This is a genomic window from Pseudomonas sp. IPO3778 (assembly GCF_013386825.1).
Taxonomy (GTDB): Bacteria; Pseudomonadota; Gammaproteobacteria; order Pseudomonadales; family Pseudomonadaceae; genus Aquipseudomonas.
The window spans coordinates 102,453-117,440 of sequence record NZ_JACARC010000038.1; the positions used below are offsets into that span (position 1 = coordinate 102,453).

22 protein-coding genes are annotated in these 14,988 nt (G+C 59.6%); 10 read left to right on the top strand and 12 right to left on the bottom strand.

Translation table 11 applies throughout. The annotated features are described in order from the left end of the window. Positions 1 to 65: 65 nt before the first annotated feature. From hisG to HX855_RS20350, 9 genes are all read right to left on the bottom strand, one after another. Positions 66 to 701, bottom strand: coding sequence for an ATP phosphoribosyltransferase (gene hisG / locus HX855_RS20310; protein WP_003188599.1), 636 nt, complete (start codon positions 699 to 701; stop codon positions 66 to 68). 240 nt (positions 702 to 941) lie between these two features. Then, the gene (gene murA, locus HX855_RS20315; RefSeq protein ID WP_177084230.1) at positions 942 to 2,207 is read right to left on the bottom strand and encodes a UDP-N-acetylglucosamine 1-carboxyvinyltransferase; all 1,266 of its coding nucleotides are present in this window, start codon (positions 2,205 to 2,207) and stop codon (positions 942 to 944) included. Between the two features lie 23 nt (positions 2,208 to 2,230). After that, the gene (locus HX855_RS20320; RefSeq protein ID WP_017477722.1) at positions 2,231 to 2,470 is read right to left on the bottom strand and encodes a BolA family protein; all 240 of its coding nucleotides are present in this window, start codon (positions 2,468 to 2,470) and stop codon (positions 2,231 to 2,233) included. Positions 2,471 to 2,584: 114 nt separating this feature from the next. Next, complete coding sequence (locus HX855_RS20325; RefSeq protein WP_177084231.1) at positions 2,585 to 2,890, bottom strand: lipid asymmetry maintenance protein MlaB; 306 nt, start codon at positions 2,888 to 2,890, stop codon at positions 2,585 to 2,587. Further along, entirely contained in the window at positions 2,887 to 3,540 is a 654-nt protein-coding gene (locus HX855_RS20330; protein WP_177084232.1) for a phospholipid-binding protein MlaC, read from the bottom strand. Before HX855_RS20330 ends, HX855_RS20325 begins: the two co-directional genes overlap by 4 nt. Positions 3,541 to 3,551: 11 nt before the next feature. Then, positions 3,552 to 4,019, bottom strand: coding sequence for an outer membrane lipid asymmetry maintenance protein MlaD (gene mlaD / locus HX855_RS20335; protein WP_177084233.1), 468 nt, complete (start codon positions 4,017 to 4,019; stop codon positions 3,552 to 3,554). Further along, positions 4,019 to 4,816: a lipid asymmetry maintenance ABC transporter permease subunit MlaE gene (gene mlaE, locus HX855_RS20340; protein ID WP_177084234.1), complete on the bottom strand. Its 798-nt coding sequence runs from the start codon at positions 4,814 to 4,816 to the stop codon at positions 4,019 to 4,021. The genes mlaD and mlaE overlap by 1 nt, the downstream gene beginning before the upstream one ends. After that, positions 4,816 to 5,625: an ATP-binding cassette domain-containing protein gene (locus HX855_RS20345; RefSeq protein ID WP_003216128.1), complete on the bottom strand. Its 810-nt coding sequence runs from the start codon at positions 5,623 to 5,625 to the stop codon at positions 4,816 to 4,818. Before HX855_RS20345 ends, mlaE begins: the two co-directional genes overlap by 1 nt. A gap of 24 nt (positions 5,626 to 5,649) precedes the next feature. Next, the gene (locus HX855_RS20350) at positions 5,650 to 5,871 is read right to left on the bottom strand and encodes a hypothetical protein (protein WP_177084235.1); all 222 of its coding nucleotides are present in this window, start codon (positions 5,869 to 5,871) and stop codon (positions 5,650 to 5,652) included. Positions 5,872 to 5,917: 46 nt separating this feature from the next. On the opposite strand from HX855_RS20350, the gene HX855_RS20355 reads away from it, so the two are divergent. From HX855_RS20355 to HX855_RS20400, 10 genes are all read left to right on the top strand, one after another. Next, positions 5,918 to 6,892 carry a KpsF/GutQ family sugar-phosphate isomerase gene (locus tag HX855_RS20355; protein WP_177084236.1) on the top strand — a complete coding sequence of 325 codons (975 nt, stop codon included), beginning with the start codon at positions 5,918 to 5,920 and terminating at the stop codon, positions 6,890 to 6,892. Then, positions 6,893 to 7,417, top strand: coding sequence for an HAD family hydrolase (locus HX855_RS20360; protein WP_087692862.1), 525 nt, complete (start codon positions 6,893 to 6,895; stop codon positions 7,415 to 7,417). It begins immediately after the preceding gene. 8 nt (positions 7,418 to 7,425) lie between these two features. Beyond that, positions 7,426 to 7,998 (top strand): LPS export ABC transporter periplasmic protein LptC, encoded by a 573-nt coding sequence (gene lptC / locus HX855_RS20365; RefSeq protein ID WP_177084238.1) that lies wholly within the window; start codon positions 7,426 to 7,428, stop codon positions 7,996 to 7,998. Further along, positions 7,985 to 8,557, top strand: a complete 573-nt coding sequence (lptA, locus tag HX855_RS20370; protein WP_010170582.1) for a lipopolysaccharide transport periplasmic protein LptA — start codon at positions 7,985 to 7,987, stop codon at positions 8,555 to 8,557. Before lptC ends, lptA begins: the two co-directional genes overlap by 14 nt. Next, on the top strand, positions 8,557 to 9,282 hold the full coding sequence (lptB, locus tag HX855_RS20375) for an LPS export ABC transporter ATP-binding protein (protein WP_003216119.1): 726 nt from the start codon (positions 8,557 to 8,559) through the stop codon (positions 9,280 to 9,282). The genes lptA and lptB overlap by 1 nt, the downstream gene beginning before the upstream one ends. A 184-nt stretch (positions 9,283 to 9,466) precedes the next feature. Then, on the top strand, positions 9,467 to 10,960 hold the full coding sequence (locus HX855_RS20380) for an RNA polymerase factor sigma-54 (RefSeq protein WP_177084240.1): 1,494 nt from the start codon (positions 9,467 to 9,469) through the stop codon (positions 10,958 to 10,960). Positions 10,961 to 11,035: 75 nt separating this feature from the next. Beyond that, positions 11,036 to 11,341, top strand: coding sequence for a ribosome hibernation-promoting factor, HPF/YfiA family (hpf, locus tag HX855_RS20385; protein WP_017138237.1), 306 nt, complete (start codon positions 11,036 to 11,038; stop codon positions 11,339 to 11,341). 12 nt (positions 11,342 to 11,353) lie between these two features. Next, positions 11,354 to 11,818, top strand: a complete 465-nt coding sequence (gene ptsN, locus HX855_RS20390) for a PTS IIA-like nitrogen regulatory protein PtsN (RefSeq protein WP_177084242.1) — start codon at positions 11,354 to 11,356, stop codon at positions 11,816 to 11,818. A gap of 2 nt (positions 11,819 to 11,820) precedes the next feature. Next, on the top strand, positions 11,821 to 12,678 hold the full coding sequence (gene rapZ, locus HX855_RS20395) for an RNase adapter RapZ (RefSeq protein WP_088422734.1): 858 nt from the start codon (positions 11,821 to 11,823) through the stop codon (positions 12,676 to 12,678). A 16-nt stretch (positions 12,679 to 12,694) separates the two neighbouring features. Continuing rightward, positions 12,695 to 12,967 (top strand): HPr family phosphocarrier protein, encoded by a 273-nt coding sequence (locus tag HX855_RS20400; RefSeq protein ID WP_177084244.1) that lies wholly within the window; start codon positions 12,695 to 12,697, stop codon positions 12,965 to 12,967. A 39-nt stretch (positions 12,968 to 13,006) separates the two neighbouring features. Here the strand turns inward: HX855_RS20400 and HX855_RS20405 are convergent, their stop codons facing one another. From HX855_RS20405 to HX855_RS20415, 3 genes are read right to left on the bottom strand one after another with little or no spacing between them, the layout of a single operon-like run. Continuing rightward, positions 13,007 to 13,900, bottom strand: coding sequence for a ZIP family metal transporter (locus HX855_RS20405; protein WP_177084246.1), 894 nt, complete (start codon positions 13,898 to 13,900; stop codon positions 13,007 to 13,009). A 31-nt stretch (positions 13,901 to 13,931) separates the two neighbouring features. Further along, positions 13,932 to 14,543 (bottom strand): superoxide dismutase, encoded by a 612-nt coding sequence (locus HX855_RS20410; protein WP_177084248.1) that lies wholly within the window; start codon positions 14,541 to 14,543, stop codon positions 13,932 to 13,934. A gap of 1 nt (position 14,544) precedes the next feature. Then, positions 14,545 to 14,988 carry a hypothetical protein gene (locus HX855_RS20415; RefSeq protein ID WP_003216099.1) on the bottom strand — a complete coding sequence of 148 codons (444 nt, stop codon included), beginning with the start codon at positions 14,986 to 14,988 and terminating at the stop codon, positions 14,545 to 14,547.

Sequence of the window (14,988 nt, forward strand, 5' to 3'; positions counted from 1 at the left end):
TGGGCACCTGAGAATTCTGGCTATGAGGCGGATAGACGGGCGCGGCTTAGGGCCGCGCGGGTGAGTCAACCGCGGTGTCGAGACTCCACTGCCTTGCGCAGGGTGTCGATCAACGCCTGGATACGGGCGTGCTGCATTTTCATCGACGCTTTGTTGACGATCAGCCGGGAGCTGATGTCAGCGATAAAGTCCTGGGGTTCCAGGCCGTTGGCGCGCAGGGTGTTGCCGGTGTCGACCACGTCGATGATCTTGTCGGCCAGGCCGATCAGCGGTGCCAGCTCCATCGAGCCGTAGAGCTTGATGATGTCGACCTGGCGACCTTGCTCGGCGTAGTAGCGCTTGGCAACGTTGACGAACTTGGTGGCCACCCGCAGGCGGCCTTTGGGCTCGACGTCACCGACACGGCCGGCGGTCATCAGTTTGCACAGCGCAATACGCAGGTCCAGCGGCTCGTACAGGCCCTGGCCACCGTATTCCATCAACACGTCTTTACCCGCGACGCCGAGGTCGGCCGCGCCATGCTCAACATAGGTTGGCACGTCGGTGGCACGCACGATCAGCAGGCGAACGTCGTCCTGGGTCGTGGGAATGATCAGCTTGCGGCTCTTGTCCGGATTCTCGGTCGGCACGATGCCCGCTTCAGCCAGAAGCGGCAAAGTGTCGTCAAGGATGCGGCCCTTGGACAGTGCGATGGTCAACATGGGAAACGTCAGTCCTTCATCAGGCTATTGCTGTCCGGTCGCAAGCGGCGCCAGACACAGATCGAGGCCATTACAGCCTCGATTTGAAACAAACCATTTAACAACAAACACCATCCTGTGGCGAGGGAGCTTGCTCCCGCTGGACTGCGCAGCAGTCCCGGCCTTAAGGAGCAGGGCCGCTGCGCGCCCCAGCGGGAGCAAGCTCCCTCGCCACAGTGACGGTGTTTGCAGTTACGGGTATTAGCCCGGTACGCGGCGGATTTTCGCGCCGAGCATCTGCAGTTTCTCTTCGATGCACTCGTAGCCACGGTCGATGTGGTAGATGCGGTCGATCAGGGTGTCGCCGTCAGCGCACAGCGCCGAGATCACCAGGCTGGCCGAGGCACGCAGGTCGGTGGCCATCACTGGCGCGCCCTTGAGCTTCTCGATGCCGGTCACGATGGCAGTATTGCCTTCGACCTGGATCTTGGCGCCCATGCGGTGCAGTTCATACACGTGCATGAAGCGGTTTTCGAAGATGGTCTCGATCACCGCACCGGTGCCTTCGGCAATCGCGTTCAGGGAAATGAACTGCGCTTGCATGTCGGTCGGGAACGCCGGGTACGGAGCGGTACGCACGTTGACGGCTTTTGGCCGCTTGCCGTGCATGTTCAGCTCGATCCAGTCTTCACCGGTGGTGATTTCAGCGCCGGCTTCCTTGAGTTTTTCCAGGACGGATTCAAGGATCGTCGGATCGGTGTCCTTGACCTTGACGCGGCCACCGGTAACGGCAGCAGCCACCAGGTAGGTACCGGTCTCGATGCGGTCCGGCATCACTTTGTAGGTGGCCGAGTGCAGGCGCTTAACACCTTCAATGGTGATGGTGTCGGTGCCGGCGCCCGTAATGTTGGCACCCATGGCGATCAGGAAGTTCGCCAGGTCGACGACTTCCGGCTCGCGCGCGGCGTTCTGCAGCACGCTGCGGCCGTTGGCCAGGGCAGCAGCCATCATGATGTTCTCGGTACCGGTCACGCTGACGGTATCGAAGAAGAAGTTCGCGCCACGCAGGCCGCCTTCCGGCGCCTTGGCCTTGATGTAGCCGCCTTCGACGTCGATGGTTGCGCCCATGGCTTCCAGGCCACGGATGTGCAGGTCCACCGGACGCGAACCGATGGCGCAACCGCCAGGCAATGCGACTTCGGCTTCGCCGAAGCGGGCAACCATCGGGCCCAGTACCAGGATCGAGGCGCGCATGGTTTTCACCAGTTCGTACGGCGCGATCAGGGTCTTGATGGTGCGCGGGTCGATTTCGACGCTGAGTTTCTCGTCGATCACCGGCTCGATACCCATGCGACCGAACAGTTCGATCATGGTGGTGATGTCGTGCAGGTGCGGCAGGTTGGCCACGGTCACCGGGCCATCGCACAGCAAGGTAGCGGCCAGGATCGGCAGGGCGGAGTTCTTCGCCCCGGAAATACGGATCTCGCCATCAAGACGAGCACCGCCGGTAATAATCAATTTATCCATAAGAATCTCGACGCCTTGGGGGCTCAGGTGCGCTCGGCCCAGGCCGCGCGGCTGAAAAATTTCATAGTGACCGCATGGATGCTGCCATCGGTGATCCACGGGTTCAAATGGGCATAGATCTGCTGCTGACGCTTGACCGGGCTCAATGCCGCCAGTTCATCGCTAATCACGTTCAGCTGGAAGTTACAGCCTTCGCCCTCAACTTCTACTTGAGTTTCGGGGAGCTTTTCTTCGAGAAAGCGCTTCACTTCTAAGGCCTGCATGCTCAACCTCTATCGGCGCCCAGTGCGCGCGGGTCGCACATCATACAAAAAAGCCCCGCGCCTGCGAACCCCGCATAGCAGGACTCTGACGGGGGGCTTCTTTAATAATGTGTATTAAGGATGCGCCAACAGCTCGGTCAGACCGGAAACTTCAGCAATTTCACGCATGTCTTCGGGCAATGCACGGATGCTTACCGGCTTTTTGACGGCCTGGGCATCACGCATGAAACACAGCAGCAACGACAAGCCGACGCTGCTGGACTTCACCACCGCCGAGCAATCGAGCACCAGCGCAGACGCGGTACTGGCATTGATCAGCGCCTGGCCCTGCTTGCGCAGGGCTGGCCCGGTGCTGTAATCCAGCACGCCGGTGAGCAGCAGCTCACCGGACTCGCCAAGGCGAATGGCCGACTCAGTCATTGCGCGGGCTTCCCGGCAGCTTTGTCGGTTTCTTCCTTGGCCTTGGCCACTTCACCGGCCCAACCATTGATGGTCTTGTCCAGGTCGTTGCCATTGCGCTGCATGGCATCTGCAAACTGGTCACGGAACAGCTTGCCGATGTTGATGCCGTTGATGATCACGTTACGCAGTTTCCACTCGCCGTTGACCTTCTCCAGCGTGTACTGCACCGGGTACACCGCGCCGTTGTTGCCCTTGACGCTCATGTTAACGCTGGTGCGGTCACCCGACTCATCCCCTGCGGGGGCGACGGTAATCCCTTGGTTGTTGTACTCCAGCAGCGCGTTACCGTAGAACTGGAACAGACCGCGCTTGAAGTTTTCCTGGAAGCGGGTCATTTGCTCAGGCGTTGCCTTGCGCGAGTACTTGACCGTCATGATGCTTTTGGAAATACCTTCGGCATCAACTACCGGGCCGACGATGCTGTTCAACGCCTCATAGAAGTCGCTCGGGTCCTGCTTGTACTTTTCCTTGTTGGCACTCAGGTCAGCCAACATCTTGGTGGTGGTGTCCTGCACCAGGTCATGTGCGGAACCGCCGGTAGCGGCGTTAGCCATCAACGGCAGTGCCGCGAGCAGTACCCACAGGCCACGTCGCAAAGTAGAGATCATGAACACATTCCTCATTTGGCGTCTTTATTGACGGTATTGAGCAGGAATTTACCGATCAAGTCCTCCAGCACCAACGACGACTGTGTGTCATGAATGGTCGAACCATCCTTGAGCAGGGCTGTTTCCCCGCCCACGCTGATGCCGATGTATTTCTCGCCCAGCAACCCAGCGGTGAGGATAGACGCGGTGGAGTCAGTCGGCAGGTTATCCACCTTCTTGTTCACTTGCATCGTCACACGGCCGGTGAAGCTGTCGTGATCCAGATCGATCGCCGTGACCTTGCCGATGGTTACACCCGCCATGGTCACTTTAGCTCTGACAGTCAAACCGGCGATATTGTCGAAGTAGGCGTAAAGTTTATAAGTATCGGCGGTGGGGCTGGCCGATAGGCCGCTGACTCGCAGGGCGAGCAACAGTAAAGCCAGGATGCCAGCCAGCAAGAAAAGGCCGACACCGATTTCCACAGTGCGGTTTTGCATCAGAAATCTCCAAACATCAAGGCGGTCAAAATGAAGTCAAGGCCCAGTACCGCCAGTGAGGCGTACACAACGGTCTTGGTGGTGGCGCGACTGATCCCTTCTGAGGTGGGCTCACAGTCGTAGCCTTGGAATACGGCGATCCAGGTCACTACAAAGGCGAAAACGATGCTTTTAATGATGCCGTTTAGCACGTCGCCGCTGAAGGTCACGCTGTTCTGCATGTTGCCCCAGTAGGAGCCGTCGTAGACCCCCAGCCAGTCAACCGCCACCCACGAACCGCCCCAGATCCCGACCACGCTGAAAACCATCGCCAGCAGTGGCAGGGAGATGAAGCCGGCCCACAGGCGCGGGGCAACAATGTACTTGAGCGGATCGACACCGATCATTTCCAGGCTGGACAGCTGCTCGGTGGCCTTCATGTTGCCGATTTCGGCCGTCAACGCAGAACCGGCACGCCCGGCAAACAGCAGTGCCGTCACCACAGGCCCCAGCTCACGCAACAGGGTCAGGGCAACCATCTGCCCCACCGCCTGTTCGGAGCCGTAGCTGGACAGGATATTGAAGCCCTGCAACGCCAGCACCATGCCGATGAACACCCCGGAAACCACGATGATCACCAGGGACATCACGCCCACGGAGTGCAGTTGCTTGATCAACAGGCCAAAGCCGCCGCCAATACCGCCGCGGCCAAGCAAGGCATGGAACAGGAAAATCGTCGAACGGCCCAGTACACCGAGCACATCGATGCCGGACCGACCGAAAAGGCGAACCTTTTCGATTAAAGATGTCTTGCGCATCAGCGCTTCCCCAGAAGATCTGAGCGGTAGTCCGCTGCCGGAAAGTGAAAAGGCACCGGGCCATCAGGATCGCCGGTCATGAATTGGCGAATGCGCGGGTTATCTGCGTTCATCAGCTCTTCAGGCGTGCCCTGCCCCAGCACCTGGCCATCGCCCACCACATAGAGGTAGTCGGCAATGCTCGCGGTCTCGGCCAGGTCGTGGGAGACCACGATACTGGTGATACCCAGCGCATCATTGAGCAAGCGGATCAGGCGTACCAGGACGCCCATGGCAATCGGGTCCTGGCCAACGAAAGGTTCGTCGTACATGAGAATCTGCGGGTCGAGGGCGATGGCGCGCGCCAGGGCCACTCGACGCTTCATGCCACCGGACAGTTCATCAGGCATCAAGTCGATGGCGCCGCGCAGCCCTACGGCCTGCAATTTGAGCAACACAATGTCACGAATCATTTCATCGGACAGCTGTGTGTGCACCCGAAGCGGGAACGCCACGTTTTCGAAAACGTCGAGGTCGGTAAACAGCGCGCCGCTCTGGAACAGCACGCCCATGTGCTTGCGGGCATCGAACAGGTCGCTGCGCGAGAGGGTCGGCAGGTTCTGGCCATTGACCCAGACTTCACCGGCGGAGGGGCGCAATTGCATGCCCATCAGGCGCAGCAGCGTCGTCTTGCCGCAACCGGAAGGCCCCATGATGCCCGTGACTTTGCCGCGGGGAATGCGAATATCCACATTATTGAAGATGCTGCGCGTACCGCGCTTGAAGGAAAGGCCCTTCAGCTCGACCGCGTAGGCGTTATCGGCACTCATCTAAACTCCTTGGGATGCAGCCTTTCACTCAGACACTTTGTTTTCGACAAATGCTTGCATCGAATAGACATAAAGGCTGCGCGGACCGAACTGGCGGCGAACTATATCACTGCTGATGCAGCGCCCCCAAGGCCGGAACAGAGCTTGTTCAGAAACAGGACAGCTAAAAAAACCTTGCTGAGGTTCAATCTCAACCACAGACGGAATGAATAAAGCCTGACGAACTTGCGTGAGGGAATTGTTCATTACCGCTATAATCGCCGACTTTTCGTCAGGCTATACGATTTCAGACATGAGCCAATCCAGCGACCTTATTCAATCCGCACAACGTACCATCCGCCTCGAGCTTGAAGCCGTAGAAGGCTTGCTGGCTCATATCGACGCGGATTTCGTACGCGCATGCGAGATGATTCTGGCCAGCAAGGGCCGCGTTGTCGTGGTCGGCATGGGCAAATCCGGACACATTGGCAATAAGATCGCCGCCACCCTGGCAAGCACCGGGACCACTGCGTTCTTCGTGCATCCGGCCGAAGCCAGCCACGGTGACATGGGCATGATCACCCGGGATGACATCATCCTGGCACTGTCCAACTCCGGCACCACCAACGAAATCGTGACCCTGCTGCCGCTGATCAAGCGCCTGGGCATCCAGTTGATCAGCGTGACCGGCAACCCGGACTCGACGCTGGCCAAAGCTGCTGAAGTGAATTTGAACGTGCACGTGGCCGAAGAGGCCTGCCCGCTGAACCTGGCACCGACCTCCTCCACCACCGCCGCCCTGGTCATGGGCGATGCGTTGGCCGTGGCATTGCTGGAAGCCCGCGGGTTTACCGCCGAGGATTTCGCATTTTCCCATCCGGGTGGCGCCCTGGGTCGTCGCCTGCTGCTGAAAGTGGAAAACGTGATGCACGCCGGCGACGAGTTGCCACAAGTGCCGCGCGGCACCTTGCTTAAGGATGCCTTGATGGAAATGACCCTCAAGCGCCTGGGCATGACCGTGATCCTGGAATCCGACGGGCGCCTGGCCGGGGTATTCACCGACGGCGACCTGCGCCGCACCCTGGACCGTAACCTCGATATCCAGACCGCCACCATCGACGAAGTCATGACCCCCCACGGCAAGACCGCCCGCCCTGACATGCTCGCGGCCGAAGCGCTGAAGATCATGGAAGACCATAAAATTCTGGCGCTGGTGGTGGTCGACGGCGACGACCGCCCGGTTGGCGCCCTGAACATGCACGACTTGCTGCGTGCAGGAGTGATGTAAATGACCACCGACCTGTTGCAACGGGGCAAGCACATCAAACTGGCGATCTTTGACGTCGACGGCGTGCTGACCGATGGCCGCCTGTACTTCCTGGAAGACGGCAGCGAATTCAAGACCTTCAACACCCTCGACGGCCAGGGCATCAAGATGCTGATGGCCGCGGGCGTGCAAACCGGCATCATCAGCGGTCGCAAGACGCCTGTTGTGGAACGCCGCGCACAAAACCTGGGGATTCCTCACCTGTATCAGGGCCGCGAGGATAAACTGGTGGTTCTGGACGAGCTTCTTGGCCAACTCAACCTAAGCTATGAGCAGGTTGCTTACCTCGGCGACGATTTACCCGACCTGCCGGTGATTCGCCGGGTCGGCCTCGGCATGGCGGTGGCCAATGCGGCGGCGTTCGTTCGCGAACACGCCCATGGCGTCACCACGGCCCGTGGCGGCGAAGGCGCCGCCCGCGAGTTCTGCGAGTTGATTCTGCGCGCCCAAGGCAGCCTTGAAGCGGCTCACGCCGCCTACCTATAGAGCGTTTTATGCTGAGTAAAAAGATTCGCAATTTCCTGATATTCGCCGTCATCGCCGCCGTTTTTCTGGCGGTCGGTTACTGGAATATCAGCCCGGAGCGCTTCCTCGACAAGCCTGTTGCACAGGTTGACGAGAGCGCTATCGACTATTACGCCATCAACGCCCACAGCATCCAGTTCCTGCCCGATGGCAAGGTTCAGTATGAAATGACCTCTGACAAGGTCGAGCACTTGAAGGCATCCGAGGTCACGTTGCTGACCAAGCCGGACATGAACCTGTACCGCGGCGCCGAGTTCCCGTGGCACGTCACCAGCGAGCGTGGCGAGGTCAACCCGGACGGCACCCAAGTGGAATTGATTGACTCGGTACGCGTAGCCCGCACCGACGCCAAGAACCGCGACACCATCATTACCAGCAGTCGCATGACCGTATTCCCACAGAAGCAATATGCGCAGACCGAGCAAGACGTTAGAATCGACGGCGCTGGCGGTGTATCGACTGGCAAGGGAATGAAAGCGTATTTGAAAGAAAGCAGGATACACCTGCTATCGAACGTAAGAGGACAGTATGAGGCTCGTTAAAACCCTCCCTATTTTGCTCGGCCTGGGCGCAGCACTGGGAAGCGTGAGCGCCTGGGCTCTGCCGAACGATAGCCAGCAACCGATCCACATCCAGGCCGATGATGCACAACTGGATGACAAGAAAGGTATTGCGACCTACACCGGCGACGTCATCATCACTCAAGGCTCGATGAAAGTGACGGGTAACACCGTGACCCTGACTCGTACCCCGGCAGGCGACATCGACGTGGTGACTTCGGTCGGCAACCTGGCGTATTTCGAACAACTGCAAAAAGTGGGCGACCCTACGCCGGTCAAAGGCTACGGCAAGACGATCCAGTACCACGCCCAGCAAAACCGTATCGTGCTGATCGATCAAGCCAGGGTCATCAATGACGGCAACACCACTGACGGCGAAAAAATCGTCTATGACACGGTGAAGCAGATTGCCCAGGCCGGCCGTGCCACCGGCACGAAAATCGGCACGCCGAAGCCACGCATCGATATGGTTATCCAGCCGAAGCAGAAAGCCGACGCCGCCCAGCCGACGCCGAAAACCGACGCAAAGAAGGCGAATTAATGGCAACCCTGAAAGCCCAGCATCTGGCCAAGGCCTATAAAAGCCGTCAGGTCGTGCGCGACGTCAGCCTGTCGATCGACAGCGGCCAGATCGTCGGCTTGCTCGGCCCCAACGGTGCCGGCAAGACCACCTGCTTCTATATGATTGTCGGCCTGGTACAGGCCGATCAAGGCCGCGTGCTGATCGACGACCTGGATGTGAGCCACCAACCCATGCACGGTCGTGCACAGGCGGGCATCGGCTATCTCCCCCAGGAAGCGTCGATCTTCCGCAAACTGTCGGTCTCCGACAACATCATGGCGATCCTCGAGACCCGCAAGGAACTCGACCGCGCCGGGCGCAAGAAAGAGCTGGAAAGCCTGCTTCAGGAATTCCACATCAACCACATTCGCGACAACCTCGGCATGAGCCTTTCCGGCGGCGAGCGTCGTCGTGTGGAAATCGCCCGCGCCCTGGCCACAGCGCCGAAGTTCATCCTGCTGGACGAACCTTTCGCCGGTGTCGACCCGATCTCGGTGGGCGACATCAAGCAGATCATCCATCACCTCAAGGCCAAGGGCATCGGTGTATTGATCACCGACCACAACGTCCGTGAGACCCTCGATATCTGCGAAACCGCCTATATCGTGAACGATGGGCAGTTGATTGCCGAAGGCGACTCCGCAACCATCCTGGCCAACGAACTGGTCAAGGAAGTGTATCTGGGTCACGAGTTCCGCCTGTAAACACGGTGGTATCAGGCCATTCGCCACGGAGCGCGGGAGTCAATAAAAACCTCATTATTTTTATTGTTACCGCGCTCTAGGCAAAGCCCCCGATATCAGGCATATAATTTGCTTATGTTTGGCGCTCACGCGCCCTGTCGTGGATGGCGCATTGCGCCGGCGAATAAGGTGTTAAGCCCCTGCCATGAAACCATCGCTAGTCCTGAGAATGGGCCAGCAGCTGACGATGACACCGCAGCTGCAACAGGCCATCCGCCTGCTCCAATTGTCGACCCTGGACCTGCAACAGGAAATCCAGGAGGCCCTGGAGTCCAATCCGATGCTCGAACGCCAGGAAGAAGGCGACGACTTCGATAATGCAGACCCGCTGGCCGACAACATCGAGCAAAAACCCAACCCCGACGTACAGGAACCCTCCTACCAGGAAACCGCCCCCACGGTGGATAACCTCGAGGAAGGTGAATGGAACGAACGCATCCCCAACGAGCTTCCCGTCGACACCGCCTGGGAAGACGTGTACCAGACCAGCGCCAGCAGCCTGCCGAGCAATGATGATGACGAGTGGGATTTCACCACCCGCACGTCCGCCGGCGAGAGCCTGCAGAGCCATTTGCTCTGGCAACTGAACCTGGCACCGATGTCCGACACCGATCGCCTGATCGCCGTGACCCTGATCGACTGCATCAACAATCAGGGCTACCTGGACGAGACCCTTGAGGAGATCCTCGAGGCGTTCGACCCGGAGCTGGATATCGAACTGGACGAAATCGAAGCCGTCCTGCACCGCATTCAGCAGTTCGAGCCCGCCGGTATCGGCGCCCGCAGCCTCAGCGAATGCCTGCTGCTGCAACTGCGCCAATTGCCGGCCAAGACGCCCTGGCTGACCGAAGCCCAGCGCCTGGTCACCGACTACATCGACCTGCTGGGCAGCCGCGACTACAGCCAGCTGATGCGCCGCATGAAGCTCAAGGAAGATGACCTGCGCCAGATCATCGAGCTGGTGCAGAGCCTTAACCCGCGCCCTGGCTCGCAGATCGAGTCCAGTGAAGCCGAATACGTGGTGCCCGATGTCATCGTACGCAAGGACAACGAGCGCTGGCTGGTGGAACTGAACCAGGAGTCGGTGCCACGCCTGCGGGTCAATCCGCAATACGCCGGTTTTGTGCGCCGCGCCGATACCAGCGCCGACAACACCTTCATGCGCAACCAGTTGCAGGAAGCCCGCTGGTTCATCAAGAGCCTGCAAAGCCGCAACGAAACCCTGATGAAAGTCGCCACCCAGATCGTCGAGCACCAGCGTGGCTTCCTGGAATACGGCGATGAGGCGATGAAGCCACTGGTACTGCACGACATCGCCGAGGCGGTGGGCATGCACGAATCAACGATTTCCCGGGTGACCACGCAAAAATTCATGCATACCCCACGGGGTATTTATGAGCTGAAATACTTTTTCTCCAGCCACGTCAGCACCTCCGAAGGCGGCGAATGCTCGTCCACGGCGATCCGCGCGATCATCAAAAAACTGGTTGCCGCGGAAAATCAGAAAAAGCCGTTGAGTGACAGCAAGATCGCTGGTTTACTGGAGGCACAAGGCATTCAGGTCGCCCGTCGAACCGTCGCCAAGTACCGCGAGTCCCTTGGGATCGCGCCTTCCAGCGAGCGTAAACGTTTGATGTGACGGGCGGGCCATAGCGTTCCAGTGGCAGGCACCCCGGCCTGCCGCTTTATGCACTGGCAACGAAGGAGAAGCTGTATGCAAGTCAACATCAGTGGACACCATGTAGAAGTCACCCCTCCATTGCGCGAATACGTCGAGCAGAAGCTGAAACGACTTGAGGGTCATTTCGACAAGATCACCAATGTGCAGGTCATCATGAAGGTCGACAAGCTTCAGCAGAAAATTGAAGCGACCTTGCAGATACCCGGTGGCGAAGTGGTCGCCAATGCCGAGCATGAAGACATGTATGCATCGATCGATGCCTTGACTGACAAGCTTGACCGCCAACTTAAAAAGCATAAGGAAAAGCAGCAGAGCCTTCTTCAAGGCACAGGCCGCTAACACTCCCCACCCATGATTCGACTTGAAACCATCCTGACCCCCGGCCGCTCCCTCGTGAACGTGCCGGGCGGCAGTAAAAAGCGTGCCCTCGAACAAATTGCCAACCTGTTCGGCCGTGAAGTGCCTGAGCTGGATACGCAAGCTGTGTACGAAGCACTGATCGCCCGTGAAAAGCTCGGTTCGACCGGCTTTGGCAACGGCATCGCCATCCCTCACTGCCGCCTGCAAGGCTGTGAGTCTCCAGTCAGCGCCCTGCTGCACCTGGACGCCCCCATCGATTTCGACGCCATCGACGGTGCGCCGGTCGACCTGCTGTTTGTACTGCTGGTCCCGCAAGCCGCCACCGATGCGCATCTGGAACTGCTTCGGCAGATCGCCAGCATGCTCGACCGCAAAGAAGTACGCGACAAACTGCGCAGCGCCTCCAGCAACGAGGCGCTCTATCAGGTTGTTCTGGATGAACAAAACGGGCAGTAATCATGCGTTTGATCATCGTCAGCGGCCGCTCCGGCTCAGGTAAAAGCACGGCTCTCAATGTTCTTGAGGACAACGGCTTCTATTGCATCGACAACCTGCCCGCCGGCCTGCTGCCGGAGCTGGCGGAACGCGCACTGATCCACACCGAGCTGGCGCAACCGCTGGTCGCTGTCTCGATCGACGCCCGCAACCTGCCCAGCCATCTCACCCGCTTCCCGGAACTGCTCGAAGAAGTGCGGGCCAAGCACATCCATTGTGATGTGCTGTACCTCGACGCCGACGAAGAGACCCTGCTCAAACGGTTCTCTGAAACCCGTCGCCGCCACCCGTTGAGCAGCCCCCATCGCTCGCTGGCCGAAGCCATCGAGGACGAGACCAAACTGCTGGGGCCGATCATTGACCTGGCCGACCTCAAGATCAACACCACCAGCCTGAACCTGTATCAACTGCGCGATGCCATCAAGTTGCGCCTGCTGAATCAGCCTGAGCCGGGCACGGCCTTCCTGGTCGAGTCTTTCGGCTTCAAGCGCGGCATGCCGGTAGATGCCGACCTGGTGTTCGATGTGCGCTGCCTGCCCAACCCGTACTGGAAGCCCGAGCTGCGTGACCAGTCCGGGCTGGACCAGCCTGTGGCCGAGTACCTGGCGGCGCAACCGGATGTGGAGGAAATGTTCCAGGACATCTCCAGCTACCTGCTCAAATGGCTGCCGCGTTTTGCGGCCAGCAACCGGGCTTATGTCACTATCGCCATTGGCTGCACCGGCGGCCATCACCGTTCCGTCTACCTGACCGAACGCCTGGGCAAGGTGCTGCAACAAACCCTCAAGAACGTCCAGGTTCGCCACCGCGACCTCAGCTGAAAGGAACACCTGCGCGATGCCTGCTCTGGAAATTGAAATCATCAACAAGCTGGGCCTGCACGCCCGGGCCTCGGCCAAGTTCGTCGGCGTCGCCGGGCAGTTCCCTTGCCAGATTCGCGCCGGACGCACCCCCGAATCCATGGTCGACGGCAAAAGCATCATGGCCATGATGATGCTGGCCGCGGGCAAGGGCACGAAGATTCATTTGAAAACGGAAGGCGAACAAGAGCAGGAAGCGATGGATGCCCTGGCGGCATTGATCAACAACTACTTTGACGAAGGCGAGTAAACCCGCCCACCTGTGACGGAGTGAAGCCCGCAAGCGGCTTCATCCCAACGCCGTATCCATCACCATCATCAAACAAAACCCGACGCACAGCCCCAGGCTGGCGAGCTTGTCATGGCCATTGCGCCGCGACTCGGGAATGACTTCGTGCGTCACCACCAACAGCATCGCCCCGGCCGCCAGCGCCAACCCCAGCGGCAACAACATCTCCGCCAGGCTCACCAACCAGGCGCACAGCACCGCAAATACCGGTTCCACCAGCCCTGACGCCGCGCCAATCAGGAACGCCTTGACCCGCGATATCCCTGCCCCGGCCAGTACCAACGCGATCACCAATCCCTCCGGCACATCCTGCAAGGCAATGCCCATGGCCAGGCTGTCGGCATCCGGCATGCCGCCGCCCGCCGACACACCCACCGCCATGCCTTCGGGAATGTTGTGGGCAATGATGGCAAACACAAACAGCCAGATACGCGGCGGTATTACCGGATGCTCCAGACTACCCACCAGCATTTCCGGACTGGCGCCGGAGACCTTGCGATCCACCAGATACAGTCCGAATGCGCCCAGCATGATGCCGAAACTGATCAAACCGCTGGCAGCCCAAGGCGTCAGCCCCAGGCTTTCGGCCGCCGCAATACCTGGCACGATCAGCGAAAACGCCGTCGCCGCCAGCATCACCCCGGCACCGAAGCCAAGCAGCGTGTCACTCACCGCCAATGGCATCCGGCGGATCACCAGCACCGGCACGGCGCCCAAGGCCGTACCCAGTGCGCAAATGGCACCCCCTTGCAGCGCGCGCAGGATACGGGGCTCCAGGTCCAGCCAGGCCAGCCCTTGAGCCACCAGCAATGCCGTGCCTGCCAATAGCAGCAGGGAGCCAAACGCATAACGAAACATTCGCACGCTGCTGATCGCCAGTGTTTCAGTGCCCATAGTCGGCCTTAGATCTTGTTATAGAGGAGTGTCAGCCCAACGCAGCCTGGTAGCGCCCGGCAACTTCCGGCCAATGGATAACGCTGTAGAACGCATTGATGTATTCCGGACGACGGTTCTGGTACAGCAGGTAGTAAGCGTGTTCCCAGACGTCCAGGCCGAGGATCGGCGTATTGCCGTTCATCAGCGGGCTGTCCTGGTTGCCGCTGCTTTCTACCACCAGGGTCTTTTGCGGGGTCACGCTCAGCCACGCCCAGCCACTGCCGAAACGGGTCAGGGCAGCCTTGGTGAAAGCCTCTTTGAAGGCGTCGAAACCACCCAATTGCTCATCGATGGCTTTGCCCAGTGCGCCGTCGGGCTTGCCGCCGCCCTTGGGCGACATGACGGCCCAGAACAACGAGTGGTTGGCATGACCGCCGCCCTGGTTGATCACCGCCGCCCGGAGCTTTTCCGGCAGTTGCTGCACGCTGGACACCAGTTTCTCTACCGGCCAGACGGCAAACTCGGTGCCCTCAACGGCGGCGTTGAGGTTATTGATGTAGGTCTGGTGGTGCTTGGTGTAGTGGATCTCCATGGTTTGCGCGTCGATATGCGGTTCAAGGGCATCGTAGGCGTAAGGCAAGGCCGGCAAGGTGTAGGACATATCAATGAGCTCCATAAAAAGGGCTGTTGCGGGTCGACGCATCCGATGGCGCCACGTTGCTGCCCAGCAGACGGTGGGTACGTGGGTACTCGCCGTGATCGCTGATGAAATTCAACAGCTCGACGTAGGTCTTGCTGCTCTGGCGCAGGGCCGCCTCCCGCAATAGCGGGTTCAGGCGGGTGTCCTGCATGGTCTGCAACAGACGCTGATGAATGGCGCAGAGGTATTCCGCGCTTTCTTCCGGCTGGTTCAGCCGCAGGTGCAGGTCCGCCAGGTTGTGATGGGAGATGACGCAAGCCGCCACCGCTTCGTCGGCATCCGCCCAGCGCTCAAACAACACTTGAGCCAGGGCCAGGGCTTGCAAGTAGGCCTCGCGGGCGTCTACCAGCTCGCCCGCCATAAAGCAGCGATTGGCCCGTTCGATCGTACGTTTCCAGTGCTCCAT